Here is a 26,658-nt window from a genome sequence, read left to right as displayed (position 1 = left end):
CCTTTAAACATAACGCCTTAAGCAGCGGCGCCGCTTGCGGCGTCCTGCTGGCTTAAATTGTTAGGTGATGGATGAACAATTTCTCGCATGAATTTTTTAGTATTGCTAAGGTTCGACTGCTGAACTAAGCAAGAAACAGCTACTACAAGCAGGGATGCTGAAAATGCCGCCACTGGCAAACTGTTTAAGCTATAAAGTCCAGAAGCATAAACAGGTAAAAGAGCTAAAGACGCTGTTACCATGTACCAGAGGAAATACCAGTTTCCTGCATACCTTTGTATAAACTCATTGGAATACCGCCCTTTCCACTCATAAATATTTAACTCTTCGTTAAACGTTACAAAGCTAGAACAATCTCTTCGTAAGTTTATCATCATTGATGGGCTAGACTGGGAAAGTAGTAATTTTATCTCTGGGATAGAATAGATTTTTCCGGTTAGAGCAAAAAAACCTTTTTCCAAGGTATATAGGTGCTCGCTACCCCCTTCAAGGTCAAGAATATAACTCTTTGCAAAAGAATACTCGTCCTTTCTCCGGATAAATTTTGTCAACACAACTTCGACAACCAACTTGTATATAGCAAAAAGGCTAGCTAAAGCACCTATGATTTTTAACATATCGTCCATAAATATCCCCTATGCTCTGGCTACACCTAATAGCTTATCTATGGACTCTCTCCGCATTGCCACCCAAGAATCGTAACGTCTTGTGACTGCACTTATCTATACGGTTTCACTCTTGAGAGTAACCAAGATGGTTTTTGCCTGCATTGCCCTCATTATTACTACGACATCTAAGTATCAAAGCTGTCATCAGGGCCTAATACAGTCAGTCTGGCTGACATTCATCTCATTGTGCGCAAATCGTTGAAGATCCTATTATCTATAATTCATTTTAGTTTCAAACTACTTTACCGGCCATGATCGCCCAGGTCATACGTGCTTGTTTTGCCGCCATTGCTACTGCAACAACATTCTCAGGGCGCCGCGTTCTCAACTGATTGACCCATTCACGCTGTTGTCCTTTCCCTCGACTCGCCATCAGTAAAACCGATCGGGCTCCGTGAATCAGCAATGTCCTTAAATATCGATCACCTGCTTTGGTAATCCCACCTAGCTTACTCTTTCCCCCACTCGAATATTGCCGTGGCACCAATCCGAGCCAGGCCGCAAACTGCCGACCATTTTCAAAGAAGGACGGATCACCCGCTGTAGCAACAATGGCCGAGGCACTCAAGGGACCTATTCCGTCCAATTTAAGCAAAGCCTTGGCTCGCTCGTCGTGCTTCACCCAATCCGCTATGCGTTTATTAAAGTATGCTTCTCGCTCTTCTTCTCTTGCTATGGCCGCGAGCAATTCATGCAGCATTTCGACAACTAAAGGGTTTAACTCACAGTTCTCAAATATAGCGCTCAGGTTTTTATGGATCGCTTTGGCACCTTTCGGAAGCGATATGCCAAACTCCAATAAATACGCATGAACTTGGTTACTCAGCGACGTTCTATGCGATATACATTGTTGCCGTAAACGATGCACCATCAATATAGATTGTTGCTGCTCTGTTTTGACAGCAACAAATTTCATACTTGGTCGCGATACCGCTTCACAAATTGCTTCGGCATCGTTTAAATCATTCTTACCTTTACGTCGATATGGAATGATGTACTTTGCATTCATCAGTCTAACATCGTGACCAAACTTTCTTAATTCTCTTGCCCAATGCTGACTACCACCACATGACTCGATACCAATTAAACAAGGAGGCATGTTCGAAAAAAATGTCAATACGCTGTCTCGGCGCATGTTTTTTTGACTGATTACTTTCCGGTCTTCATTTTCAAGGTGGACTGAGATTAAGTGCTTGGCTATATCAATCCCACAAAAAGCTGCGACGTCTTTCATGATGCTCTCCTCACGGTTCCTCACTTTGGTGAGTCACAGTATACAGGAGAGAAGTCCATACCATTATTACTCGGCTTTAGCCGTTTTTGCCGGGTTCCGCTTTTGCTTTAAATAACAAAGACCCAAAACCGACTGTAAGGCAACCAGTCTGCCGCCTGCACGGGTTTCTGTCAATTAATCATGCAAGGCAAAAACCGCACATGGAGTCGATGAGTGTTGCAAGAACATTTCAATAATTTTCTTATAAAACAAGTACTTATCTATGATTCATGTCTTTCTACCCGGCGCATTCTATATCGAACAATTAGACAGCGTTCCCGGCAAATCCGGCGTCTGCCGTTTTAGCCCGGAAAAACCCGGCTTTTCCAGCAGATTCTTAGAGATTTTGCGACGCAGTTCACGTGGAACGAGTTCCTGTCGTACTCTTGAGATGAGGCGAGCCGTATCATTGATCGGTTAAGTGCTACCCCGCAACTCTGTACTCAATTGATGTATGGGAGCGGTCTCCGGGTTGGGGAGGTTTTACGACTTTATTCCGAGCCTAAAGCAGCAAATCGGATTTGTCGAAAGGCAGTTAGCGAGCGATACCTATTCCGGCTAGGCGGGTGTTTCTCTGCCCAATGCATTGGCTGTCATACGTTTCGGCATTTATTGCTACGGAGTTACTGCGCCAGGGCACGGATATATGGGTACTAAAGTGGGTGTCCGTTTAAGCCCCGTCCGCTTAAGCCCGGATATCTGGGTGCTAAAGTGGGTGTCCGTTTAAGCCCGCGGGTATCCGTTTAAGCCGTTTAAGCCGTTTAAGCCGGGTGTCCGTTTAAGCCGAAAGTGAGTGTCCGTTTAGGTCGATTAGGTCTCGTCACAAAAAATACAAATTTCTGTTTACGAGGAAAAGACATAGGCGGCACCGGCAGGAAGTTTTTCATTATGGTTTGAATAGTTGGGGTGGTGCTAGTCAGGGATGCGATTCAGGGCACACTCTCGGAGTCGTTTCTAGGGTAGGTGGCCGCTTAACCGGGCAGTCACCCGACATTATCTCTACACAGTCACTTAACTACATGAAAGGTAAATTACATCCCAAACATTGTGATATACATCACTGTTTTAGATTTACGTATATTGACGGCTAACATAACCCCCAATAAGATCCAGATCCTTGGCTAAACTAGGCTTTGCAATGAATTCTAGGGACATTAAATCCCCATTAATTATGATTAAGTTAAGTTAACAGCCAACAATCAATACATTTAAAGAAGATAAAACCCTTACCCACATAAATCCGACATTCTATTAGTCAGAGGGGGTAATGCTGTCCAACAAATACGATTTCCTTATCTACGGTGATACGATAAGAAATCTTTGCTAGGATAATGTAAATGAAAATACTAAACCGTGAGGCTGTTTTTTCACTTTCATACACAGACTTTGTTGCATTAGTCAATCAAACCAATGTTCCTCCTGGTTCATACAGCACACTGACCCGATGGATCAAAAACTCCGATATCGATGAGACCAGTCGAATAGTTGAATTCGCCAGCACGACAGGTTTTTCGATTTTAAATATTGCTCAAAGGACCGGTTCTACCGGGCTGGGAATAGACATTTCAGAACGATCCGTCGAGCGATCGAAAACAAATGCAAAAGATATGGGCTTGAGTGGTCGAATTTCTTTTGAACACTATGATGCAACCCAATACCCATTAGACAACGGCTTCACGCACGTTATTTTTGGTGCAGCCCTTCAGTTTTTTCCGTCACCACCTGACATGCTGAAGCACTCTCTTCAAGCATTTAAAAAAGAAGGAAAGATACTTGTCTGCCCCTTCTATGTTGAAAGACCGGTGCCCGATTCTATTTTGCGAGATGCTGAATCCGTATTTGGAATCACCCCAACCAATGCTGGTTATAAAGACGTTGTAAGCATTTATGAAGGGCTTCGTATTGAATATGAAGATCGTTTGGACATTTATATGGAAACGGAGGCAGAGTTAGCTCACTACTGCAAATCGACGATTGCTCGGCTCCAAAATACGGTACCGACATACAGTGAGGAAATCATTGAAGCTTGTTATGACCGTTTAATGGGCATTAAGACTATGTCAAATCAGTTGCGAGAATATCAAAAATATTGCGTTATGGTGCTAGGGTATCAGTCAGCAGAATATCCTGCTAGGTATGTTGAACTCTTCTAAAAGCTAATAGGGACAAAGATGATTCTGACGGGTAACGAACTGCGTCGACAAATCGAGATGAATAATATTGTAATTTCCCCATTTGCTTTGAGTCAGGTAAACCCAAACAGCTATAACTACCGTTTGGGATCGTCTCTTAAAGTATATGATGAACAACAGGAAAAGTTTAGATCTGTCTTAATTCCTAAAAAAGGCTACGTACTTGAACCACATAAGATGTATTTAGGACATACAAAAGAGGTTTTAGGAAGCAATAGATATGCGATGCGTCTGATAGGACGGAGTTCATTAGGTAGATACGGATTGTTTCTTCAGGTCAGCGCTGATCTGGGACACACCACGTCGTGCCACCAATGGACCCTTGAGCTTGTCGCTACTCAGTCTATTCGGCTGTATGCCAATATGATCATTGGTCAAATATCCTTTTGGCATAATTTTGGGGAAATCAATTGCTACGGGAAGACTTTTGCAAACTTCAACATGCCAACGGAAGGATATATATGATTCTCACAGGTAGAAAAATTAGCGATGAAGCATCCAAAGGGTTGATTATCTTGGATCCGTTCTGCGAAGAGCGTGTTACTTCAAATTCCTACGACCTCGCATTGGGATCTAACTACATAGTTTATGATGAGCAAATTATCGACCCATTTGAAAAACCCAGCTTTCAAATGAAGGAAATCCCAAAAGAAGGGCTTCTGCTTAATAAAGGAGATTTCATCCTTTGTGAGTCCCAGGAGCGCGTAGGCAGTGAACACTATGTTCCTATCATTCATGCAAAGTCTGGAACTGCAAGAGCGGGACTATTTGTTCATGTCACAGCCGACTTAATCGATATTGGTTCAATTGGTAAAATTACATTTCAGCTATATGCTACATTACCGATAAAGATCTTTTCGGGCATGTTGATCGGCCAGGTTACTTTTTGGGTACCATATGGCGAAATTAAATTATATGAAGGGAAATACCAGGGATCTACGGGACCGGTAGCCAGCCTAACCTACCTAGATTACGTCTGAGGTAATTAATGTTCATTGCTAACGGTACTATTCAACTGGAAAATTCGAATTGTAAATTTATGTGCAGTTTGTCGGACTTCTATGGAATGTCATTATCGACTATCGGTACGGGTAATAAGGGCTCGGTGTCGATTGCGGAAACCAAAACTTCAAATAAGATTCTTTTACGAGATATCAACTCAGGGAATCATTTTATTCTTAAAGAACGGCCGTTATATTTAAATCAAGAACGTTGCTTGTTTACCGCTAATGTCGTTCGAAAGAGTAACAAACTGGACCCTACGCTAGTCCCCATTGTTAAAGGAGAAAATGATAGGCTTCATTTTATATCCGGCGATCAGTGGTATGTCTTGATGCCTGTAGTTGAAGGCTTTATCCCGTGGACTATAAATAAGGAGGCTGAAATTATAGGCCAGCAGCTAGCCTTATTACATAATAGTCTGGCTGCCATAAACATAGCTAGCGATCCAAGAATATCGATTTCTTTCGACCTTTTGAAATTCAGTTACGATGTAAATAAAAGTTCATTACAACTTAGTGCACTGCTTAAACCTTTTATCAATTTAATAGCAGAAGTCGCACATTCACCTTCTCAAGTACAAATAATTCACGGCGATATATCTCCTTCTAATGTTATCTATCAAAAAACCAATAAATGTGTTTTCCTTGATTTCGATAACATATCTGTTGGCTCTATTTATTATGATATTGCCAGTCTATGCCTAACCTTTGCACAGCTAAATTACCAAAACAATAGCAGCCACTTGGCAAGCCGCCAGCGGATATCGTTGAACCCTTTATTCATTCAGGACCTGCTTCAAGGGTATTTCAGATCCGAATCAGGTGAACAGGTCGAGCCTATTAATGTAGAGTTATTTATTAAATTCTACCAGTTGACTTGGGTAGAACATATGGTACTGGGGGCTGTGCGAGGTGATTTCACTATAATACAAGCGCAAACCTCGATAGACTCATTTTACCTTATTCGACAGCAGCTCCAAATAATTTTAAGGGACTTTAGTTGTGTATGAACCACATAAAAACGTGTTATCTGAAATTCTAATCAAACTAGACGGAAAAACACCGGGTTTCATTTACAGTGAGAAGATCCTTTCTAACCAATGTTCAGCAATTATTGCACCTATCAAGAATTCATACATTGATGGCGATGTCTATTTTCCTATTAAAGCTTCCTATGAACCCAGGATTTTGAAAGCCCTAGTGAAATTCGGAATATCAGGATTTGAGGTTATGTCACTTCATGAACTAAAACATATTCGTGCATTATTCGAATATCGGATACCGGTTATCTTTTCTGGCCTGTGTCCTGAAGCATCTGTTTTTTTAAACTTGGAATCGAAACAAGACTTACTGGTTATCAATTCGCTTAATGATGCCTTCAGTATTAGTGAATACTATAAACTACACCCTCCTAAGTTTGCTACTCAGATATTAATGCGCATTTCGTTTCCTGGTTTGAACTCCAAAATTGGGTATAACGGCCGGAACAGTAAATTGGGTATTATCGCCCATAGCAATGAGATGTACCGCTGTCTTGCTGTACTTCAAGAATCTGAACATCTAAAAGTAAGTGGACTGCACTGCCATCAGTTGATTCACCAATCGACCACGGATGAATACAAAAAAATGTTCCATAAAATGGCCAAGTTAGTTCAATCAATTGAAGCCACAAGCGACTTCGACCTAACCATTTGTGATATTGGTGGCGGATTGGAATCACTATGCCACGATGACACCAGAAATCTCATGAGAAGTCTCAGTCAGGAATTTAGTGTCCTACTGCCCAACAGGAAGATGATTTTTGAACCGGGCAGAGCTTTAATCAATAGCTGCGGTATTTGCATCACTAAAGTCATAGGACAAAGAGTCAGAACCGAACTGCACCACTGTATTGTTGATGTGGGAACAAACTTATTGGTACCTACACCGAGTAAAAGGTACCGACTTATTCAGGATGATCGACTAAGTATCCAGTCTGATGATCAATCAGAGTATCCGAAAACGGTAAAAGTAACTTTTTCTGATCGTGTATTGAGCCCTGCAAACACTATTGTAGATGAAGTTGCGATGTCCTCTCCACCACAGATTGGGGATCAGGTGCTAATTGGAAATGCTGGAGCATATACCCTGAGCCTTGAACATCAGTGGTTTCAACCCTTTCATACTACCTATTTTTTAGATTTAGATAATGTGCTGACAACCATCTTCTCTGCAGATCAGTCGAAATTGAGTTGGATGAATCGGCTGGAAACGACCGTATGAGTCTTTTAAACACTACCATTAAATTGCGCCTTCTACAGTTGTTTATTGGTGGAACCGTTGGGAATCTTATTAAGCCTTTTTTTGCAGCGGTTTTGACTCTGGGGATTGGCGCGACGGTTTCTGGCAGCGTCATGATTTTATGCGGTTCTGTAGCACTATTGATTGGGCTTAGTGGCGGTACACATTCAGACGAAATCGGTCGAAAAAGAATTCTTTTGTACGGTGAATGGGTCAGACTTGGAGGTGCCATACTACTGTGGGCAGCTTTTTTGCAGTCGGAGGTAAACTATGTGCTAGCTGCCTTTGGATTCATGCTGCATTCAGCGGGTTCTGCTTATGGGCGTCCAGCAGGGGATGCTCTGCTATATGACAACATGAATGACCTAAATCGAAAGCTAATCATGAGGCTTCACTATTGGGTGTGGAACTTGACGGTTCTGATCGGCTTCCTCATTGGGGGTGTTTTCTTCATTGAACATAAACCGGTTTTCTTTACGCTGATGTTCACTATTTCATTACTAGACCTGTTTATCATTCGCTTCTTTAAACATACCATCAGCGATAGAAATTTGCGCCTATCTGATTGGAGCATTAAGAAACTTCCTCTGCACTTGCTCAGGAGCGATAGAAGATTTGCCGCGTTTTCGCTTGCTTCGACACTGCAATTAACTGTTGAGGTGGGATCAATCACACTATTGTCCGTTGTTATGCTAAAAGACAATATTTTTTGGACAGTTTGGAACGTTCAAATACTACCGTTGGCGTTCTTTGGAGTGCTGATCACCGTCAATGCTGTTGTGATGCTTTTGGGCGGTTTGATGCAGATTAAGTATTTACCACAGATCGATGCCCGTTTAGAACTGTGGATCGGCATTGCCTGTATGACAGTCGGTTTTGGCGGACTGTTTCAGACTAAGTCTCCGACACTTCTTATACTATGTGTTGGCACGCTGTCAGTTGGTGAGCTATTTTTTAAATCTTCAAGAAATGATTTGTTTGCTCAAATACTGCCGGTCGTGCAGAGAGGTGCCTATTCATCCATTAACAGTACCTTGTTCAGAGTTGCCGCAGCTATCGCGCCTGTTTTGCTTATTCTCTATGACTGGTTAACATTGGACGCGATCACTGTAACTATTGCCATTATGATGATCATCTCTGGAGTGCTATTGCACCAGGTGGCAACTTCATTGAAAGTGGGGGCAGCTAGTGTCACATAGAATTTTGGTAGTCGGTGGCTACTACGACCAAATTAACTCACTGGTAGAGGCGGGTCACGACGTCATGGCGCTTCTGCCAAATGGGCGGCACAAGGAGATGGTGCCAAGACCGCAAGTTAAAACGCACTTCACAGATGTAACTTCTAGTGAATTATGCTTAGAAATTGCCACTAGAGAACACCGCATACGGCCTTTTGGCGCTGTAATTAGCCATTATGAGTTATCGATACCTGGTGCAGCGCGCATTGCCGAGCATTTAAATATACCTGGCCCCAATGGAACAGCATCTCACACTATAAGAAACAAGGCTGTTACTCGGGATATTGCGAATAGTTGTAGTGATATTGAAGCTAACTACTGCAGTGTCGCCACCAGACACGAAGTAATGGATTTCATACTTGCGCACGGAAAATCAGTAATTAAACCGTCTGCAGGTGTTGGTGGTCGGGACATACAGCTTATGCAGAACGAAAATGATGTAGACCGTTACCTAGCTGGAATCGATCTGGCCATCGAGTCGTTTCAAATGGAGCAATTCATTGACGGGACCGAATTCAGTGTCGATGGTTATATAGATGCTGTGTTGGATTCCAACGTAGGGCAAAATGTACATAGAATAGCTCACCAAATTATTTCCGTGACGGGAAAATCTCAGCCTCTAGCACCAAATTTCGTTGAGACCACTCACATTCAGACAAGCTCGATGAAACAACTCATCAATGGTAATCATTGGGAGAGAATCAATATAATTTTAACTAATTTTTATACTCAAATAGGATACAAGCAAGGGGCGACCCATTCTGAATTTTTATTAACAAAAGAGAATAAGCTATATCTGCTAGAGGGGCATCTAAGAACGGGCGGTTTTTCAATTTGGGAGATGACAAAGCATACGACAGGAATTGATTTATTTTTGCACCATACACAGCGACTACTAGGAGAACGAATAGCCATTAACATACAAGACACAGGCGTAACAGCCGTCGTTACTGGCTTGGCCTGTCAACCTGGAACGGTCCATAATGTGGTTTTCGACATGGAGCCAAAAGATTACTTACCTCTACCTGTGTCGGTAATGCCTTGCCCTGCTTTTGATATAGGTGACAATGTTGGGCTGGTGCACCCTTCCAGATATGTTCGTTACGGTGGTCATGTGCTCTGTCGCTATCAGGAAGCGGAAAATACCCCCGTCGCCGATTTCATCGCTCAATCAGAGCACATTGCTAGGCAGTTTAAATATGAGTTTTAATACCATTTATATAATTCTTAATCAGGATAGATATCGTTACTACAGCTACCATCAGTACGCTGTAGATCAGGATGCCATTGTCTGCTTTTATGACTCCGCTGGCCGCCTACCTGATCGGAGTGATACTTCAGATAATGTGGTATTAATCCAAAGTGCTCGTGATTTGACCCTTAACTATATTACAGAACAACTCACCAATATGATTAATAGTTATTCCGCTGTCCGAGTCGTGTGTACAGAAGAAAATTATTTTCTACTTGCTGCCCAACTTCGGGAATTTTATGGCTCAGTGGGTCTCGACTTAAAAACTTCAAAATTTTTTCGCGATAAGCTGTATATGAAATCAAAAGTAAGTGATATGGGGTTCCGCGTACCAAAGCATTGCTCGATCTATAGCGGCCTGAGTTACGCAGATATTGAAAAATACCTTCGATGTACTGACTTTATTATTAAACCTATTAGTGGCCATGGGGCAAGAAATACCTATCATATAGCGTCTGAAAGGCAATTTAATGACCTGGATATTAGCAATCCTCATGAGTATGAAGCTGAGGAGTATATTGACGGTGAACTGTATCATATTGATTCGGTTATGGTTAACGGTGTTATTCTCTATAGTCAATCATTTGAGTACTCTTACCCTTGCATTGAGTATAAAAAGGGAAAAGTCATCAGCTCAATTGAGTTGGACGATACCTCCGCTTTAAGTGAGGCTCTTTCACGATATAATCTCGAAATTTTATCAGCAATTGGGGGAACCCATGTCACACATCTTGAAGTGTTCGTGAAAGATGGAGACATAATATTTCTGGAAATAGCGGGAAGGCCACCTGGAGGTGGACTGGTGCCTCTGCATCGAATCACCCACGGTATTGACTTGGCCAACATCGCAATGCGGTTCCAAATGGATCCGTATTATGTTCCAAGTATTGCAAACCAACGTTTGAAGTATGGAACCTACTTTATGGTTCCGAAACCAAATATTAAAACTATCAAAACTGTTAGTGTACCCCTGTTTAAATCCTCCATTGAAATATCATACATTAATCTTGAAGCTGGAGATTCATCACAGGTAGCGGACTCTGTCAGTCAGAATGGTGCTTTTTATCTGGTGTCTTCCGAACGGAAAGAAAACGTTCGTGATGACTTTCTTATGTTTAAAACCCATAAAATGTTTATTTAGGATACTTATGTTTAAAGCTATTGTATTTGATATGGATATGACGCTGTGTTACCCACGGAAAGAATTTGATAACATATTTAAGAATATATTCAATAAGACTGTTGAATCCGTCATGCCAGGATGGTTAGAAAAAATCACTATAGATGGGCCATGTTCAGGACAGGAAGCGGTGGATTATTGCTTCTCTGACTATTCTCTATCAGAAAGACAGTTACTATTCCAAAGTCTGACGCAACAATGGGCAGACGCCCAAGAACTGTTTCACGGGGTACCGGATCTGCCTCGTAAACTTAAAGATAGATATGGCTGTAAGGTTGGGATTATGACTAATGGTCCTTCAGTAACCCAACACGCTATTCTTGATCACTTGAAATTAATAGAAAATTTTGATTTCTGTTATGCCAGTGGGGATGACAATATTGCGATGCGTAAACCCAATGATGGCCTGATTACGCTTTTACAGGAAAGAGAAAATATTGTTCCGTCTGAAGCATTGTTTGTTGGCGACTCAGTCCTTAAGGATTTAGCGCCGGCAATTCGGTGTGGCTGGTCTGGCCTCCATGTCGATCCAACCAATGCGCAAGACTGCTATGTGACCTTCAAATCACTAGAAAAAGCTACTCGTTCCGGTGAATGTCTCACGCTAAACTGGGCCAATTTGGCATAAAGTCGATATTGTTCTGGTAGCCGTTGAAATTAATTATCATTTATCATATGTATCTGAACAGGTATTTAGCGCAATACTTATTTATCAGGTCCAATAGTTCAAGTTTTTTTATAACTTTCCATCCAGTGAAATGGCATCAATTCACATAGTGTCACGGCAATATTATTTTGCACTGTGACTAAAGTGTTTTTATTTTCAGTATTGATTTGCAACAACATCTCTCTACATCTACCGCAAGGCGGTATAATATTATCCTGAGTGACAGCTACTATTTCCAGAACTCTGGTTTCCCTATCTTTAAGCATACTTGCAACTGCTGAGTGCTCTGCACAAAAACCAAGCCCACATGCTAGGTCAATGCAAATTCCTGTATATATTTTCTCAGTCTCGCACCTTAAGGCACAAGCAACTGTTCCCGCCGTCAACCACTGGGTCGACAATTGAAACTCGCCAACAGTTTCGAATGCAATTTTAGTAAGATAATCATCTATTTGTGGCTTTTTATTCATACCAACCCCTTGTACCCCCCCCCCATTCTTAATCTCAGCTGAAAATGGCGCGGTGATCAATCAAAGTAACTGTATTGGTGGAACCCACCCAATCGAAGTATATGGACGATCAGTATTGAAATCAAAGGGGTGGTGCTAGTCGGTGCTCCTAATCAGGTTACATGCTCGGAGATCGATTATAGGGTGGCTGTCTGGTTATGCAGCAATTGAGCTTTACTCGTAATGCGGATAGTTTTTGGCAAGCTCCGGCTTTATCAGATACTTAAGAGTACAACGTTACTGGCTACTTTACGTTTCAAATATCGGACCATTAGGCAGGTTTTCCGGCAAATATAGCGCCTGCTGTTTTAGCCTGGGAAAACCCGGGTTTTCCAGCTGATTTTACTTGTTTTACGAGGTGCTAAAGTGGGTGACCCCTTTGATTGTTACTGATTCACCGCCATGGTCATAAATACTGCATTAGGATCATCGCCCAATGATTCATTTAGAATATATCCAGACTGCTCATATACCTTTATTGCACCGGGGTTCTCTCTAACCACCTCCAATAAGAGCACTGAAACGTCTTTTGTTGCACAAGCATCTTGGATATGGCGCATTAATTTCTTACCAACCCCTTGGCTTTGATGATCAGCTTTAACATACATTTGAATTATTTCACCGGCGTTCGGAAGCACTTCAGTTTCAAATGTAACGCCACATATACCGACTAGCTCGCCGTCATAATAAGCACCAACCATTAGCCCTTTTTCTGACTTTTCTTCAATTAGACGTTCGAAGTACATTTTTTCCAGATTTAACTGCTGCTCATATCCAGAACCAAAGAATTCTGGATACTCCTTTAGAGCTTCCAGTATAATTTCTCGATAAGCAGATGAATATCCTGGCTCTAATAACTTAACAGTTGTCATATGTTTTCCGAATGACCAGTAACGTTCTTGTTCATTAGCCAAGCTTGTCTTGGTCTGATGCAACAGCTTGTTCTATTTCATTGGTGCTACGAAAACTACGCACCGCCTGATTTAATTCTCTTAGATCATCAATGACTTCAATTGGGTTAAATTTATTAAGGTCGTCGCGTGCCGTCATTCCCGTTAGCACAGCTACAAAGCCAATACCGGCAGCCCTCGCAGCTAGGCCATCTGATTTTGAATCCCCCACATAAAGAGTGTTTTTCAAATCAATTTTTGAATTCCTAATGGCCATATTCAAGCCATCAGGAGATGGCTTGGAATCCTTTACTTTGTCTCCGCCAATTACCTCATCAATTAGGTCAACTAGCCCATCTCGTTCCAAAGCCTCCATAATTCGTTTTGTGTACTTAGTTTAAACGATCGAAATGTAGTGCCCATTCTCTTTTAACTCGACTAACGAATCTTTTGTACTTTTATAGAACTTAATACAATCAACCACTACTTCATCTGCCTTTCTCAGGAATAGGCTTGAGAACATAGTAAGATCGTCATCACAATAATCACCGACAAGCTGCTTATACGTTTCATCCAAGTTTAAACCAATAGTCTTCTTTATTTCAGCATCTGAGCATTCAGGCTTTTCCATTGATCGAAGTGCATATTTAGCGCAAATAACTGCTCCTTCTGAGGAGTCAGCTAATGTGTAGTCAAAATCAAACGATATATGCACTAGTCACCTTTCTTTGACATAGAACGCCTTGCTCAGCGGCGCTTGCGGGCTGGGAACGTGTGCGACAGCAAACGAGAGCAGCATGCAAGGGACCATTGCAGAAAATTGTTATATGGCATTTCGCTAGAGCCCATAAATTTGATTCAACAGACTATTTTCAATCTCACGCTTCGTAACGGTCCAAGTCGATATTTTCAATTTCACACACCTTTTGAATAGCAGGTCTCTGCGACATCTCAGCCATGAAACGGTTAAGGTTCGCAAATGATGTTGGTGGTCGAGAAATATTTCCGCACCACAACGCCAGCATAAACAAGAAGTGGTCACAGGCGCTGACGTTAGATCCTAACAAGAATGGTTTCTTACTAAGTTCTTCGTCCAACAGAGCGAGAATCCCTACTAATCGCAGATCTTGGGCCACTTTGATTCCTTCGACACCCTTGGCATCCGTGGTGTGACGGTCGGGATATCTCCAAACCATGAATTCCGCTTGGAGAGTGTTGTTAAGGTAGGTTAACCATTGAAAAAACAGCGGGCGATTGAAGTGTCCGACCGGAGGAATAAATTTCGAACTGGGGTCTAGCTCACAAATGTAGATACAGATGGCAGGGCTTTCAAACAGAACGAGTTCGTTATGCACCAGTGTCGGAATACGACCTGCCGGATTCAGCTTCAAATATTCCTTTGATTTTTGAGTGTTGGAATCGCGATCAACAAGCCTTAGCGAATATTCGAGTTGCGTCTCAACCAAAAGAAAGTGAGGCGCTAGGCTTGCATTATCGGGGAAATAGTAAAGTTCAAGCATGATAATCCTTCACGGGTTAAGCCCTGTGTGTATTGGGCGCAAAATCTTGGCAACGAAAATGCGCTCCCATAGCTGAGTCGCTCATGTTAACTCCTGCCATTTAACAGTTTATCTATGGACCCTCTCCGCATTGCCACCCAATAATCGTAACGTCTTGTGACTGCATTTATCTATTCGGTTTCACTCTTTTTGAGTGACCAAGATGGTATTTGCCTGCATTGCCCTCATTATTACTACGACATCTAAGTATCAAAGCTGTTATCAGGGCCTAATACAGTCAGTCTGGCTGACATTCATCTCATTGTGCGCAAATCGTTGAAGATCCTATTATCTATAATTCATTTTAGTTTCAAACTACTTTACCGGCCATGATCGCCCAGGTCATACGTGCTTGTTTTGCCGCCATTGCTACTGCAACAACATTCTCAGGGCGCCGCGTTCTCAACTGATTGACCCATTCACGCTGTTGTCCTTTCCCTCGACTCGCCATCAGTAAAACCGATCGGGCTCCGTGAATCAGCAATGTCCTTAAATATCGATCACCTGCTTTGGTAATCCCACCTAGCTTACTCTTTCCCCCACTCGAATATTGCCGTGGCACCAATCCGAGCCAGGCCGCAAACTGCCGACCATTTTCAAAGAAGGACGGATCACCCGCTGTAGCAACAATGGCCGAGGCACTCAAGGGACCTATTCCGTCCAATTTAAGCAAAGCCTTGGCTCGCTCGTCGTGCTTCACCCAATCCGCTATGCGTTTATTAAAGTATGCTTCTCGCTCTTCTTCTCTTGCTATGGCCGCGAGCAATTCATGCAGCATTTCGACAACTAAAGGGTTTAACTCACAGTTCTCAAATATAGCGCTCAGGTTTTTATGGATCGCTTTGGCACCTTTCGGAAGCGATATGCCAAACTCCAATAAATACGCATGAACTTGGTTACTCAGCGACGTTCTATGCGATATACATTGTTGCCGTAAACGATGCACCATCAATATAGATTGTTGCTGCTCTGTTTTGACAGCAACAAATTTCATACTTGGTCGCGATACCGCTTCACAAATTGCTTCGGCATCGTTTAAATCATTCTTACCTTTACGTCGATATGGAATGATGTACTTTGCATTCATCAGTCTAACATCGTGACCAAACTTTCTTAATTCTCTTGCCCAATGCTGACTACCACCACATGACTCGATACCAATTAAACAAGGAGGCATGTTCGAAAAAAATGTCAATACGCTGTCTCGGCGCATGTTTTTTTGACTGATTACTTTCCGGTCTTCATTTTCAAGGTGGACTGAGATTAAGTGCTTGGCTATATCAATCCCACAAAAAGCTGCGACGTCTTTCATGATGCTCTCCTCACGGTTCCTCACATTGGTGAGTCACAGTATACAGGAGAGAGGTCCATACCATTATTTCTCGGATCTAACCGTTTCTACCGGGTGCCACTCTTGTCCGATCAAATCAACACTCACAACCGACTGTATACCTGATATTGTGGAGTCTGCACCGATTTCTGTCAATTGAACACGTCCGGCAAAAGCCGCAAGTGGGTTTGATTAGTACTGCAGATTGATTTTGATAAAGTCCTTTAAAATTAGATATTTTAGAGGACTACATATAGCACCTCTTTAAGTATCAAATAACCCAATTAGACAGTCTCCCGGGCAGAACCGGCGCCTGCTGGTTTAACCCGGAAAAAGCTGGCTTTTCCTTCAGATACCTTAACCTTTTGCGATGCAGTTCACCCTGATCCATTGGTTATCTTTTCAATTTGGCTGGCTATGGGTTATTAACGTAAAGAGAATGATACTGATCAGTTAAAAAGCCATACAGGCGCATATTCGTTGCGCTAGTGTTACAGGATCTAACAGGTTTTCAGTTAGATGAGATTATTCAACAGGCAAATGCGACTGCCTAGCTATAGAAGATGTCTACTAATTTTGGGTAACTCGGGTGCCTAACGCTGAGTTCAGCGGCAGTTTTTAAGTTGTGGTTTTATCGAATACTTTTGCGCAGCAAAACCATAAAACTGCGACTTAAAAACTGTCCAAGGAGCGCAGCGACTGGTGCTGCGTCGACTTGTTAACTATTTACTTCTAACCGCATTAGTTGGAATTTTATGCCACCAAAACTTTGGCGATTACCTTCACACATGAAGCCAAATTTTTGATATACGGGAATAGCAACACTTGAAGACCTTACCCAAAACATACCGGAAGAAGAATTTTCAATAGCATTTTTCTTTGCGCGTTGCCAAAGAGATGATGCAACTCCTCTATTTCTAGCTTCAGGAGCTACAAACAGTTGATCTATTTTTTCATTGTCTTTTAGTGATAGAAAACCAATTATACAATTTGATTCTAAACAACAGAAAATGATAAGTTCAGACTTGCTTAGTTTGGCTTCAAATTCACTTGTTGTATTTGAGTTAACAAAGCGTTCCCAGCCTTCTTCATTAAAATCAATTCCACGAAGCTCTTCGCTTGCAGCTAAGACCATTTCAGAAAGCCTTTTTGAATGTTCAACTTTAGCAAATTCTATATTCATATATTTAGTTAACGCTCCTAAGTTGCGGCGAATGGTAGTGAGTCCGATGCCCGCCGCGGAGCGGTTTTAGCGGGCATGCCCAACCTTGGCTTGTTAAGAGCTAAGCCACTTATTTGCTGCTTCAATCGCCAATTTATTGGTATCAAAGTGCATCAGCTCCATAGCTTCAGATTCTGAAACCCATTTATACTCGCTGTGTTCGGCTGACAACACAGGCTCACCTTCTACTTCAGCACAATATACTTTCTCTAGTATCTCCATCGGCTCTGAACCGTAAGAAATACGCCATTCATCTTTAATAGGAAAAGAGTACTCATAACCTACAGCCTCAATCGAATTTGGCTTATAACCAGTTTCTTCGAATATTTCTCTACCAGCTGTTTCTTCAAACGTTTCGCCTTCTTCCATGCCACCAGTAACACCTTGCCAAAAAGCAGGCAAGCTAAATTCCGAACGTTGAATTCGTTTCAGCAATAAGAATTGAATGCTTCCTTCCTCAACACGGTAGAGAAATACATTTATAGAAAAGGGCTGTCTCATTATTCATTCATGCTCTTAACGTTTACAGCTGTGTCGCGCGGTTTTCGCGTCCACTGCCTGTATTTGTTATGGCTAGTACATCCTCAAATAGTCGATCCATAGCCACCTGGTATTTCGCATTTGTTTTAACATCTATTTTTGGTGTTACCAATGCGGCATCCATACCCATTTCAGTCGCTCCTTCAATATCAGCAATTTCAGAATCTCCAATCATGAGCGTCTCTTCGGGCCTAACACTCAATTGACCAAGAACAGCCTCAAAAGCTTTACGAGACGGCTTCCTATAACCAATTGCGCAAGACCAAACAACACTATCAAAGTACTTTGCCAACCCACGAGTTTCTAAATCATTCTGGAAGATTTCTTTAGGGCCGGTAGCATTTGACAACAAGCCCAACTTAAATCCGATTCTCTTTAACTCTATTAGCATTTCTTCTACGTTCGGCAAAGTTTCGTTAGAACGACAAAATTCTTCTAAATGCCTACGACCAATACCCTCGCTAAATGTAAGCCCTGACTTCTGAAAGCAACGCGCCCAAATATCCGTCCACTCGGGCTGTTTTATCTGGTCTGGCTTATATAGATCGCTAATTTCCTTTTCAATCTGCTTTCCTACAACAAAAGCTTTCTCGTCGACAACCACAGCTTTAAGAGCATTCGCTAACGGACCTGATTTTGCTATCGTATTTCCAAAATCAAATACTATTGCCTTATACATAATGGTCCATAACGCCTAGCATAGCCGTGAGTTAAATTGGCAGCTTTTGTGCGGCCTTTTGCACAAAAAGTGACAGTTTTACGAGTCTGTTACTGCCACTTGTTAACTGTATCCCGCTAAAATGAATAACATGACACAGACCTTATAACTTTATGACTTTCATTAAACTCAAAAAGCTCAGCAGTCTCTCCACCTCTCGCGTTTTGATAGTACAGAGTTAAGCAATTTACACCCAACAATACCTGCTTTGATCCAAATTTCAGTGAAGGGTTCTTAGCTAAGCCAATAAGAAAGTATTCCTTTAACTTCTCTCGTTTATAGATGATTCCATCTGGGTCGGAATATCTTTCAACGATCAAAGGGGATTTGAACTCTAACTCTTCTGCATAGTGGGAAATAATCTTCTCTATATCGTGGGAGTTCCACGACTGAATCCATTCCTCTGAAAAGCTCTTCGCAAAATCGATATCCATATGCTCTCAAAATTATTGATGACAGTTAACAGCTTGTTTCTCGGCTCTAGCCGTTTTTGCCGGGTTCCGGTTTTGCCTTAACTGACAAAGTCTCAAACCCTACTACAAGCTAGAGAGCCTGCCGCCTTCAGGGGTTTCTGTCAATTGAATAGACTCGGCAAAAGCCGCAGTCGGGGTTGATTAGCAGTGCGGATAGATTTCGAATATTTTCTTGTGAATCTGTTACTTGGGAGTACTACATATTTAACACTTTTAAGTATCGAATATCGGCCGATTAGACAGCGGTTCCGGCAAAAGTCGCACCTGCTGTTTTTGCCCGGAAAAACCCGGCTTTTCCAGCAGACTTGTTCTAATGTTGAGCTTCAGCTCAAATTCCACCTTTGGTTATCTGTTCAATTTGGCTGAATATACTGCCTAACCATAAAACATTACGGACATATGACCGCCATTTCAAAATACGCGAAAACCTGTACATCAAACAGCACAGACTTTGACGGGTCATTCGATTAGCCGAGATTATTCGGAAGGCAAAGACTTAATAGGACACCCAAAGACTTAATAGGACACCCACTTTAAACCTTACGCCGATGGCCGTAATTGTGTCCAAAAAGACGTGGATACCACTTAAGATAGTCGACCAACAAGGTGCAAAATACAGTGGTAATGGAGAAAATCGTCAAGAACTTGAGGGCCCATTAAGTTTCAAAGTCGGTAAGTCTTAAAGTGGTTGTCCAGATAAGTGGTCCAGATAAGTGAGAACTGCGATGCCAGCCAATTAGAGGTTGAGGTCTTCGAGACCGCCTTCGGCAAAACCTGGCTCAACCATAATGCCCTCGGCACCGAGTTTTTTAACGCCAAGGGCCTTCAGCTGGTTGATGTGCAGGGCGACCAGCAAATCACTAAAGTGGGTGTCCAATTAGGTGCAATTAGGTGCAATTAGGTTCAACGCTCTAAAATCGTCCCTTTATAGGGCTGCAGGGCTGTATTACATTAGATCAATACTGAGGTTATTCAATGTAAAGCTATTCTACAAGTCTCTCATGTCAGGGTTCCTGACTGCTTGTGGCTGAACAGGCCAAATATCCCCAGAGCCCCTGAGAAGTGGCTCTGGATTTTAGGGCCTGGCTAAACTGCGCCATAAAACTCAACAAAACTGGCGCAGTTCTAGAAACTGCGCCATAATTGCGCCCCAACATCCTTAAACTGCGCCAAAACCCTATGTCCTCTACCAACGAGCTATTAGCTAGTATTATAAAAACCTCAGGCGGCGTGACTCTGGCCGAGCTCTTGACGCAGCACCCCGGTATTGCCCGGCGCACAGCACAGCGCCAGATAGCCAAGCTTATTGAAAATGGCAGGATTTTCGCACACGGTGAGGGTCGCGCTCGCGAGTATTTCGGTACTGACATCCCGACTGAGATTGGCATTGAGTGGAGCAAACCAGACGGTATAGCGAATTTCATCCCTTTGTCTGCAGACAGTCAGGATATACTGAGGTACATCGATCAACCTCTTGTTGCCCGCAAACCCGTAGGCTATCAGCGTGACTTTCTGGATGCCTATCGTCCTAATACAACCTGGTACCTATCCGAGTCACTTCGGCGTCAATTACACAAGATGGGAAAAACCACCGATGGTCATCAGCCGGCAGGGACTTACAGTCGCACCATTTCAAATCGCTTACTTATCGATCTATCTTGGGCGTCGAGTAATCTAGAAGGTAATACCTACACGCGACTTGATACGCGCGAACTCATCGAACATGGGAAGTCAGCACAAGGCAAAGCAGCTCTTGAGACCCAAATGATTTTGAATCATAAGTCTGCCATTGAATTGTTAGTGGAAAACATCGATACGGCGCAGTTCAACCGCTACACCCTAATGAATCTCCACAGCGCATTGTCGGAAAACTTACTGCCCAACCCGGCTGATGAGGGGCGCATACGCCAACATGCAGTGGATATTGGTAAGAGTGTCTACCGACCCTTGTCGGTGTCAGGTCAAATAGAAGACACGTTCGGGTTACTGCTTAACAAAGCCAACCAAATTACCGATGCGTTTGAGCAGTCTTTTTTTATGATGGTGCACTTACCCTATTTGCAGCCCTTTGCTGATATTAATAAACGTACCTCCCGCCTGGCAACAAACCTGCCGCTGTTTCGCGCTAACCTATGTCCACTAACGTTTCTGGATGTACCTGAACAGGCTTACAGTCGTGCGACCCTGGGTGTATATGAAATGACCCGTGTTGAGCTGCTGCGCGATCTTTATGTTTGGGCCTATGAACGCTCAACCCAGGAATACTTGGCCATTAAGCAAGATTTGGCGGAGCCCGATCCGTTGCGCCTAGCCTGGCGAGACGTTATCAAACAGATCATCCACGACGTTGTTACCCATACAGAGTTGGATCCACTCGCTGCAATCCAACAAGCGGTAGCTGAACAAATTCCCGCATCTGAGCAAGGTGAGCTTCAAGCGCTTATTGTTGAAGAACTCAGGCGATTACACGAGGGTGTTTTGGCACGCTATGGTTTGAGGCCGTCTGAGTTTTCAGCTTGGAAGGCAGCGCACAGGTCTTCGCAAAATTAATTTTGTGACAGCAGTTGATGTTTAGAACCGACTGAGTCCTCTGCAAGCCGCCAATCATAAGGACGCAGAGGCCTGTATCGTTTACCGAGGCGGGATGACTGAACTGAAAAATCAAAAGATGCGAGGGCCAGATGGGTAGCCTTACTGGAACACTCTACGAAGACAGGGGCCTGGAGACAAACAGCGTAGAACATAAAGGTTCTGTTACCGGACTTAATAGTCGGACTTAATAGGACACCCACTTTAAAGCTTACGCCAATGGCCGCAATCCTGACCAAAAAGACATGTATGCCACTTAAGGATGGTCGACGCACAAGGAGCAAATACAATGATAATAGAGAGAATCATCACGACCTTGAGGGCCCATTAAGTTGCAAAGTCGGTGAGTTTTAAAGTGGGTGTCCAAATCAAAAGGGGCAGAGCCATTGATTTTCATGCCCCCCCCTGTTGGAGGGCGTGAGTGCGAGTCAGTTACGGTTTGTACGTTGAACACGCACAATTGCGAACAGCTAAGTAGCAGTACCAAATCAACGGCTCTGACCCCATGATTTCCTCAAAGCATCGGAACGCTGGACACATCAAGTAGAAAATAGGAATCTAACGCTGTCACAATTGGCGATACATTTTGCAGGACGACTGGACGATCACATCGCGCTTTGAAGCTTGGGTGACACAGAATTTTGAACACCTTCGGCGGGAAATATGAATTAGCAAAAATTTACCTGAGATGCCGTCACCCGACCTTATAAACGATTTTAAATCTGAGCCCTACGCGGCTAAACAAAACACCATTGTGGTTGTTATACAGAGTTTCCTCTTATTGTTCCGATCATTGTACTAAGTCCACAGCCGTCGCGGTGTACTGTATCAACCTCCATCAAAACTCCCGCACACTTAAAAGACCAACAAATCATATCAACGGTTGGCACCTAAATTTTAGTTAAATCTGCTGCCTTAGACTTCTGCTACATTGGGTCCGTCGCTCCTGTGTGAGGTTATATGTCGCGCCCGAACAGAAGTAGAACTGACTTTTTCAGCACAGCTCACCGAACACTAAGGTAGTTATGCCGAATTTATGGATGATACCCTCACAGGATCCTCTATCGTTATATTGTATCGATACTAAAAAAAATCCAGTCATACTTTCCCGACGGCAAGCGACCAGGACTAGCGATTTGTTTGCCTTTAGGTAGTAATTCCTGTCAAACAAGCGAATGAACTCCTCAGAAAACCAGTAATTTCTTACAACTAGTAGATAGCCTTAATACTTATACATAAAAATCAATACATATCTTACTGCATAAGTCTGATTATTAACCTAAATATGAAAATACTCCACCCACAATGAATTTCAATCTTGAAGGAGGCCTATTTGTATCATTAACTAGCAAGAATCTAAGGCGAAAAAATAGAGTGACTTCCGGCAAACGCCGAAACTAGATAAGTAAAATAATTTTTTTATCGGAGGTTATTTTACAGGAACTAAATACGTTTACCTAAACGTAAAAAACCTCCAAATTTTAATTTGTATCAGTGATAATAGATTTTTAAATGTAACTTTTATTTTTATTGACAAAACATTTTTCGACCGCAATATCGTAATCAAGAACAGGAAATTAAATGTCGATGAATTGATTCTCGACATAAAATCAGTAGTAAGGGAGATGTAAAAGATGAGAACGGATGCGCCAACCAGCCCTTTGCGGCCTGTAACTCCTGGTAAGGGTGGTCAACTTTCTATCTATCAAGCAATTGGTCTTGTGACCGATCTCGCAATAAATCATTCAATGTACAATCAACTAACAGTTGAATCTTGTATCGAAACAATTCTCCTTTCTTTTGAGCAAGGACAGGGGAAAATATTTTTAGATGAGGGAAATCGACCCTATGGATTCGCAAGTTGGATACACCTTTGCGATGAAGATCATCAAAACCTTCTGACGCATCACTCGCAGTTCGACTTAGATGCAAATAAATTCCGTAAGCTAGACGACAAAGACGGAACTCAACTCTGGTTTTTCGAATTCTTGAGCCCCTTTGCTACGCCTCTGTTTATGCTTCGCTTGCTAAAAAATGAGCTTAAAACATTCAAAAATGCGCACTTACTTCAACGGATCGGCGAAGGTATAACCGTTAGGGAGTTATGGTAATGAGCAGTTCTATTTCACCCAATATCGAGTACCACGAAGCTCTAGGCATGATGATGTGGTTAATGAAGCACGCTGATTACCATGGCCAATGGCCACTATGGAGTGTTGACAAAGACGTCTTGCCAGCACTGCTCCACGGCCAAAGTAAAATATATTTTGATGAAAATAGAAACCCTGTTGGCTTTGCAACCTGGGCTTGGTTAAACGAGGACGCAAAACAAAAATTATTAAATGACGAAGGTGATCTGCAACTATCACAGTGGAAAGGTGGGAATCACCTAATGTTTGCAGACTTTGTTGCGCCCTGGGGGCACACAAAAAATATTTTGAATGATTTGCGAGGAAATGTCTTCCCAAGGAACCGCGCATTTAGCTTGGGTCGACATAAGGATGGCTCTATTCGGAAAGTTTACTATTGGAAAGGTTTCGAATTCAAAGAATCGATAACCAAAGAACAACATGAAATTGCAAGCCTAACAGGCCGCAATAAAAAAATTCAGCGAGTACGTCCGACCAAGACAAGTACTCGCAGAATACCGCCAAATGGCGAACCCTAGTAACCAATGGATATTAATCAATAAGGATACATAAGTATGTCTAAAGTATATAAGCAAGTCAACTTCGTCGCGGGTGTAAGTGGTGCTGCCTTTGGTGGTGGTGGTGGTGGTGGTGGTGGCAACAAGAAAAAGAAAAAGAAAAGCACCCAGGTTGGCTGCAACTATGTCGGCGTGAAAGAGTTAGGCGCACTTGCAGCCGGAACAGGTGCAATGGGGCTGGCAGGTGGAGCCGCCGCTACAAGCTCCTCAGCCGTTGCCACCGTGTCAGCGGTAGGGGCTAGCGTATTAACCGTCGCCGCTGTAGGCGGATGGAATATCGGTGTCGCTTTTAATCAAGCCACAGGTGTCTGTGATATATGATATGGAAACTATAATGCAACAGATATTATCGAATCTATTTTACGCACTAGGATTTGGATTTTTAATAGCCTTCTGCATAAGAGAAAAATTTATATTTCACTCTGAGTTATATAGGTTATTTAGCAAAGACATTCAGCTATCACCATATTCGATGGAGCTCTCGATACTGATGCTGATTTCCCTAGGTTTAGGAACTTTAGTTAAATGGATCTAGCTTAAGATAATATGCAATACCGATAATGTTAATTGCTTTCTAAAAAGAAGAGAGAATAAATTTTCTCTTCTTTTACCAATTAACATCATCCAAGTCAGAAACATAATGTAAAATATTTACCGATAAATAGGCACAATTAAATAACCATAAATATCTTACATACATTAATATATTATCAATATTAATATTCTTACCATAGTAAAGTTAATACGTGGATTAATATATTATAAATATTAATATTCTTACCACAGTAAAGTTAATACGTGGATTTATAGATTACACTTTAGGTACTGTCGGAACGTGTCAACCTGTTTTGGACAGTCAGTCCAAAATTAAAGTATTTTTCATTAGAATATTTTGGGCCACTGGCAAAGTAGGGAAATTCACCATGTTCGGCGCTCCCTCTTCAAGCATCTGAGGCGTAATGGGATTAATGGCAACTTCACTCGGTGGTCGGGCTGCCAAGGGCCGGCCTGCCACAAACCGTTCGGGGTGCTTCCCATACTGGTCATCGAGTCCCTTCTGGCGCTCAGCGTGCACCGCTTCATGCTGACCCGTGAACACTTGTTCGGGCGTATAGCCTTCAAGCCCACTGTGATGATGGTCAAAATTGTACCAATCGAAATAGCGTTCAAACCACTGGCGTGAATGACTGACATTGGTAAAAACCCCCGGATAATCCGGTTGATATTTACAGGTCTTAAACTGACTTTCGCTAAAGGGATTGTCGTTACTGACGCGCGGTCTACTGTGGCTACTGGTCACCTTAAATTCCCCCATGAGCTCCAGATAGTTATGCGCGGTCATGGGCGCTCCGCGATCCTGGTGGATGGTCAGCTGGCCCGGTCCCACGCCATATCGCACCAGCGCTTCATCCATTAACTGTTGGGCGAGTGCACTGTTTTCTTTGCGTGAGATCATCCATGCCACTACAAAGCGACTGAACAAATCGATCACCACATACAAAGACAAGTATTTTCCACGCTGCTGAGTCGCTAGTTTGGTTATGTCCCACGTCCAGACCTCATTCGGCTCGGTGGCGAGCAGGCGTGGAATGGCGTGATGCTGGGCGGGGCGTTGCTTTCTGCGCTCACCCACCGCACGCTGGCGACGAAGCAATCGATACATAGTACTGACCGAGCACAGATAAATAGCTTGCTGCAATAACTGCTGATAAACCTCGTAAGGGGGCTGATCACAAAATTCATCGCTATTGAGTACGGCCAGGACGGCTTGGTTCTCCGAGTCGTTTAACGCCCGAGGCTGAACACACTGATGTCGAGCGGTCCGCTGTGGCTGTTCCAATGACGCAGGACGTCGACCATAGAAGGCACTGCGACTGAGCGACAACGCCCTGCAAGCAGGAACCAACGGTATCACTGGATCGCGATGTTCCACTAAGGACATCATTTCTTGTCGCCATCCTGGAATTGTTCGATCATGGCAAAGGCTTTTTTTTGGAGATCTAAGCAACCCTCGGATATTTGCAACTTCCGCTGTAATCGGCCATTCTCTTTTTCAAGCTGTTCGATACGTTTTTGATCCGCGCTTTTGGACGCTTGAGGGCCGGGGCTCGTTTTAGCCAGACCTTCTGGTCCACGTTGGGACAACTCCTTCCGCCACTGCTGAAGTTGGTTGCTATAAAGGTTTTCTCGACGCAACAACTGTCCCAGCTCTCCGTGAGCACACTGATTGGCCTGGGCAATAATATTGAGTTTATATTCGGTTGAAAAACGCCGACGGGTCCGCTTTTCCAGCTCTGGGGCGGGTTGAATCTGAGAACTTTCGCGAGTTTCTATTGGTTTTGGCATAGTGGTGGTTCCTGATACCGGGGC

The 26,658-nt window shown here is 42.9% G+C and carries 26 protein-coding genes and 1 pseudogene; 13 read left to right on the top strand and 14 right to left on the bottom strand.

From position 1 onward, the window contains the following. Positions 1–17: 17 nt before the first annotated feature. Both REIFOR_RS03530 and REIFOR_RS03525 read right to left on the bottom strand, forming a co-directional pair. The gene (locus tag REIFOR_RS03530) at positions 18–626 is read right to left on the bottom strand and encodes a hypothetical protein (protein ID WP_100256251.1); all 609 of its coding nucleotides are present in this window, start codon (positions 624–626) and stop codon (positions 18–20) included. 274 nt (positions 627–900) lie between these two features. Beyond that, positions 901–1,902 (bottom strand): IS110 family RNA-guided transposase, encoded by a 1,002-nt coding sequence (locus REIFOR_RS03525; RefSeq protein WP_100256237.1) that lies wholly within the window; start codon positions 1,900–1,902, stop codon positions 901–903. 1,376 nt (positions 1,903–3,278) lie between these two features. On the opposite strand from REIFOR_RS03525, the gene REIFOR_RS03520 reads away from it, so the two are divergent. From REIFOR_RS03520 to REIFOR_RS03480, 9 genes are all read left to right on the top strand, one after another. Beyond that, positions 3,279–4,094 (top strand): class I SAM-dependent methyltransferase, encoded by an 816-nt coding sequence (locus tag REIFOR_RS03520; protein WP_100256250.1) that lies wholly within the window; start codon positions 3,279–3,281, stop codon positions 4,092–4,094. A gap of 18 nt (positions 4,095–4,112) precedes the next feature. Further along, positions 4,113–4,598 (top strand): dCTP deaminase, encoded by a 486-nt coding sequence (locus tag REIFOR_RS03515; protein WP_100256249.1) that lies wholly within the window; start codon positions 4,113–4,115, stop codon positions 4,596–4,598. Beyond that, on the top strand, positions 4,595–5,113 hold the full coding sequence (gene dcd, locus REIFOR_RS03510) for a dCTP deaminase (protein ID WP_100256248.1): 519 nt from the start codon (positions 4,595–4,597) through the stop codon (positions 5,111–5,113). Before REIFOR_RS03515 ends, dcd begins: the two co-directional genes overlap by 4 nt. Positions 5,114–5,199: 86 nt before the next feature. Continuing rightward, positions 5,200–6,144, top strand: coding sequence for a phosphotransferase (locus REIFOR_RS03505; RefSeq protein ID WP_158524280.1), 945 nt, complete (start codon positions 5,200–5,202; stop codon positions 6,142–6,144). Continuing rightward, the gene (locus REIFOR_RS03500; protein ID WP_100256246.1) at positions 6,137–7,396 is read left to right on the top strand and encodes a type III PLP-dependent enzyme domain-containing protein; all 1,260 of its coding nucleotides are present in this window, start codon (positions 6,137–6,139) and stop codon (positions 7,394–7,396) included. The genes REIFOR_RS03505 and REIFOR_RS03500 overlap by 8 nt, the downstream gene beginning before the upstream one ends. After that, positions 7,393–8,613 carry an MFS transporter gene (locus REIFOR_RS03495; RefSeq protein WP_100256245.1) on the top strand — a complete coding sequence of 407 codons (1,221 nt, stop codon included), beginning with the start codon at positions 7,393–7,395 and terminating at the stop codon, positions 8,611–8,613. The genes REIFOR_RS03500 and REIFOR_RS03495 overlap by 4 nt, the downstream gene beginning before the upstream one ends. Then, complete coding sequence (locus tag REIFOR_RS03490; RefSeq protein ID WP_100256244.1) at positions 8,603–9,862, top strand: ATP-grasp domain-containing protein; 1,260 nt, start codon at positions 8,603–8,605, stop codon at positions 9,860–9,862. Before REIFOR_RS03495 ends, REIFOR_RS03490 begins: the two co-directional genes overlap by 11 nt. Next, the gene (locus tag REIFOR_RS03485; protein WP_100256243.1) at positions 9,852–11,045 is read left to right on the top strand and encodes an ATP-grasp domain-containing protein; all 1,194 of its coding nucleotides are present in this window, start codon (positions 9,852–9,854) and stop codon (positions 11,043–11,045) included. The genes REIFOR_RS03490 and REIFOR_RS03485 overlap by 11 nt, the downstream gene beginning before the upstream one ends. A gap of 7 nt (positions 11,046–11,052) precedes the next feature. Next, positions 11,053–11,712, top strand: coding sequence for an HAD family hydrolase (locus tag REIFOR_RS03480; RefSeq protein WP_158524279.1), 660 nt, complete (start codon positions 11,053–11,055; stop codon positions 11,710–11,712). 98 nt (positions 11,713–11,810) lie between these two features. Here the strand turns inward: REIFOR_RS03480 and REIFOR_RS03475 are convergent, their stop codons facing one another. From REIFOR_RS03475 to REIFOR_RS16840, 10 genes and pseudogenes are all read right to left on the bottom strand, one after another. Beyond that, positions 11,811–12,221 carry a cytidine deaminase family protein gene (locus REIFOR_RS03475; protein WP_145980220.1) on the bottom strand — a complete coding sequence of 137 codons (411 nt, stop codon included), beginning with the start codon at positions 12,219–12,221 and terminating at the stop codon, positions 11,811–11,813. A 425-nt stretch (positions 12,222–12,646) separates the two neighbouring features. After that, positions 12,647–13,132 (bottom strand): GNAT family N-acetyltransferase, encoded by a 486-nt coding sequence (locus REIFOR_RS03470; protein WP_100256241.1) that lies wholly within the window; start codon positions 13,130–13,132, stop codon positions 12,647–12,649. Between the two features lie 34 nt (positions 13,133–13,166). Continuing rightward, positions 13,167–13,865, bottom strand: a pseudogene (locus tag REIFOR_RS16945) (HAD family hydrolase). A 163-nt stretch (positions 13,866–14,028) separates the two neighbouring features. Continuing rightward, on the bottom strand, positions 14,029–14,670 hold the full coding sequence (locus tag REIFOR_RS03455) for a glutathione S-transferase family protein (RefSeq protein ID WP_100256238.1): 642 nt from the start codon (positions 14,668–14,670) through the stop codon (positions 14,029–14,031). Positions 14,671–15,019: 349 nt separating this feature from the next. After that, the gene (locus REIFOR_RS03450; protein ID WP_100256237.1) at positions 15,020–16,021 is read right to left on the bottom strand and encodes an IS110 family RNA-guided transposase; all 1,002 of its coding nucleotides are present in this window, start codon (positions 16,019–16,021) and stop codon (positions 15,020–15,022) included. Between the two features lie 736 nt (positions 16,022–16,757). Further along, a complete protein-coding gene (locus tag REIFOR_RS03445) occupies positions 16,758–17,222 on the bottom strand; it encodes a GNAT family N-acetyltransferase (RefSeq protein WP_100256236.1) in 465 nt (154 codons plus the stop codon). A gap of 93 nt (positions 17,223–17,315) precedes the next feature. After that, positions 17,316–17,762 (bottom strand): NUDIX hydrolase, encoded by a 447-nt coding sequence (locus tag REIFOR_RS03440; protein ID WP_100256235.1) that lies wholly within the window; start codon positions 17,760–17,762, stop codon positions 17,316–17,318. Between the two features lie 22 nt (positions 17,763–17,784). Further along, complete coding sequence (locus tag REIFOR_RS03435) at positions 17,785–18,480, bottom strand: HAD family hydrolase (RefSeq protein WP_100256234.1); 696 nt, start codon at positions 18,478–18,480, stop codon at positions 17,785–17,787. Between the two features lie 116 nt (positions 18,481–18,596). After that, positions 18,597–18,953 (bottom strand): Cif family virulence factor, encoded by a 357-nt coding sequence (locus REIFOR_RS03430; RefSeq protein ID WP_100256233.1) that lies wholly within the window; start codon positions 18,951–18,953, stop codon positions 18,597–18,599. Positions 18,954–19,728: 775 nt separating this feature from the next. After that, positions 19,729–19,869 carry a hypothetical protein gene (locus tag REIFOR_RS16840; protein ID WP_158524277.1) on the bottom strand — a complete coding sequence of 47 codons (141 nt, stop codon included), beginning with the start codon at positions 19,867–19,869 and terminating at the stop codon, positions 19,729–19,731. A gap of 302 nt (positions 19,870–20,171) precedes the next feature. On the opposite strand from REIFOR_RS16840, the gene REIFOR_RS03425 reads away from it, so the two are divergent. From REIFOR_RS03425 to REIFOR_RS03410, 4 genes are all read left to right on the top strand, one after another. Further along, a complete protein-coding gene (locus tag REIFOR_RS03425; protein ID WP_100256232.1) occupies positions 20,172–21,542 on the top strand; it encodes a Fic family protein in 1,371 nt (456 codons plus the stop codon). A gap of 1,673 nt (positions 21,543–23,215) precedes the next feature. Continuing rightward, a complete protein-coding gene (locus REIFOR_RS03420) occupies positions 23,216–23,692 on the top strand; it encodes a toxin-activating lysine-acyltransferase (protein ID WP_100256231.1) in 477 nt (158 codons plus the stop codon). Then, the gene (locus REIFOR_RS03415; protein WP_158524276.1) at positions 23,692–24,249 is read left to right on the top strand and encodes a toxin-activating lysine-acyltransferase; all 558 of its coding nucleotides are present in this window, start codon (positions 23,692–23,694) and stop codon (positions 24,247–24,249) included. Before REIFOR_RS03420 ends, REIFOR_RS03415 begins: the two co-directional genes overlap by 1 nt. A gap of 36 nt (positions 24,250–24,285) precedes the next feature. Next, positions 24,286–24,609: a hypothetical protein gene (locus tag REIFOR_RS03410; protein ID WP_100256229.1), complete on the top strand. Its 324-nt coding sequence runs from the start codon at positions 24,286–24,288 to the stop codon at positions 24,607–24,609. A gap of 535 nt (positions 24,610–25,144) precedes the next feature. Here REIFOR_RS03410 and REIFOR_RS03400 read toward each other — a convergent pair. Next, positions 25,145–26,233, bottom strand: coding sequence for an IS3 family transposase (locus REIFOR_RS03400; RefSeq protein ID WP_100256227.1), 1,089 nt, complete (start codon positions 26,231–26,233; stop codon positions 25,145–25,147). Next, positions 26,230–26,634: a transposase gene (locus tag REIFOR_RS03395; RefSeq protein WP_100256226.1), complete on the bottom strand. Its 405-nt coding sequence runs from the start codon at positions 26,632–26,634 to the stop codon at positions 26,230–26,232. The genes REIFOR_RS03400 and REIFOR_RS03395 overlap by 4 nt, the downstream gene beginning before the upstream one ends. Between the last annotated feature and the right edge of the window lie 24 nt (positions 26,635–26,658).

It is taken from the genome of Reinekea forsetii, from assembly GCF_002795845.1.
In the GTDB taxonomy this organism is placed as follows: Bacteria; Pseudomonadota; Gammaproteobacteria; order Pseudomonadales; family Natronospirillaceae; genus Reinekea; species Reinekea forsetii.
This window is presented reverse-complemented; position numbering and strand designations above follow the sequence as displayed.

Coding starts and splice junctions, on each gene's coding strand:
- REIFOR_RS03530 (WP_100256251.1), bottom strand. CDS start 626: ATGGACGATATGTTAAAAATCATAGGTGCTTTAGCTAGCCTTTTTGCT.
- REIFOR_RS03525 (WP_100256237.1), bottom strand. CDS start 1,902: ATGAAAGACGTCGCAGCTTTTTGTGGGATTGATATAGCCAAGCACTTA.
- REIFOR_RS03520 (WP_100256250.1), top strand. CDS start 3,279: ATGAAAATACTAAACCGTGAGGCTGTTTTTTCACTTTCATACACAGAC.
- REIFOR_RS03515 (WP_100256249.1), top strand. CDS start 4,113: ATGATTCTGACGGGTAACGAACTGCGTCGACAAATCGAGATGAATAAT.
- dcd (WP_100256248.1), top strand. CDS start 4,595: ATGATTCTCACAGGTAGAAAAATTAGCGATGAAGCATCCAAAGGGTTG.
- REIFOR_RS03505 (WP_158524280.1), top strand. CDS start 5,200: ATGTCATTATCGACTATCGGTACGGGTAATAAGGGCTCGGTGTCGATT.
- REIFOR_RS03495 (WP_100256245.1), top strand. CDS start 7,393: ATGAGTCTTTTAAACACTACCATTAAATTGCGCCTTCTACAGTTGTTT.
- REIFOR_RS03485 (WP_100256243.1), top strand. CDS start 9,852: ATGAGTTTTAATACCATTTATATAATTCTTAATCAGGATAGATATCGT.
- REIFOR_RS03480 (WP_158524279.1), top strand. CDS start 11,053: ATGTTTAAAGCTATTGTATTTGATATGGATATGACGCTGTGTTACCCA.
- REIFOR_RS03475 (WP_145980220.1), bottom strand. CDS start 12,221: ATGAATAAAAAGCCACAAATAGATGATTATCTTACTAAAATTGCATTC.
- REIFOR_RS03470 (WP_100256241.1), bottom strand. CDS start 13,132: ATGACAACTGTTAAGTTATTAGAGCCAGGATATTCATCTGCTTATCGA.
- REIFOR_RS03455 (WP_100256238.1), bottom strand. CDS start 14,670: ATGCTTGAACTTTACTATTTCCCCGATAATGCAAGCCTAGCGCCTCAC.
- REIFOR_RS03450 (WP_100256237.1), bottom strand. CDS start 16,021: ATGAAAGACGTCGCAGCTTTTTGTGGGATTGATATAGCCAAGCACTTA.
- REIFOR_RS03445 (WP_100256236.1), bottom strand. CDS start 17,222: ATGAATATAGAATTTGCTAAAGTTGAACATTCAAAAAGGCTTTCTGAA.
- REIFOR_RS03440 (WP_100256235.1), bottom strand. CDS start 17,762: ATGAGACAGCCCTTTTCTATAAATGTATTTCTCTACCGTGTTGAGGAA.
- REIFOR_RS03435 (WP_100256234.1), bottom strand. CDS start 18,480: ATGTATAAGGCAATAGTATTTGATTTTGGAAATACGATAGCAAAATCA.
- REIFOR_RS03430 (WP_100256233.1), bottom strand. CDS start 18,953: ATGGATATCGATTTTGCGAAGAGCTTTTCAGAGGAATGGATTCAGTCG.
- REIFOR_RS03425 (WP_100256232.1), top strand. CDS start 20,172: ATGTCCTCTACCAACGAGCTATTAGCTAGTATTATAAAAACCTCAGGC.
- REIFOR_RS03420 (WP_100256231.1), top strand. CDS start 23,216: ATGAGAACGGATGCGCCAACCAGCCCTTTGCGGCCTGTAACTCCTGGT.
- REIFOR_RS03415 (WP_158524276.1), top strand. CDS start 23,692: ATGAGCAGTTCTATTTCACCCAATATCGAGTACCACGAAGCTCTAGGC.
- REIFOR_RS03410 (WP_100256229.1), top strand. CDS start 24,286: ATGTCTAAAGTATATAAGCAAGTCAACTTCGTCGCGGGTGTAAGTGGT.
- REIFOR_RS03400 (WP_100256227.1), bottom strand. CDS start 26,233: ATGATGTCCTTAGTGGAACATCGCGATCCAGTGATACCGTTGGTTCCT.
- REIFOR_RS03395 (WP_100256226.1), bottom strand. CDS start 26,634: ATGCCAAAACCAATAGAAACTCGCGAAAGTTCTCAGATTCAACCCGCC.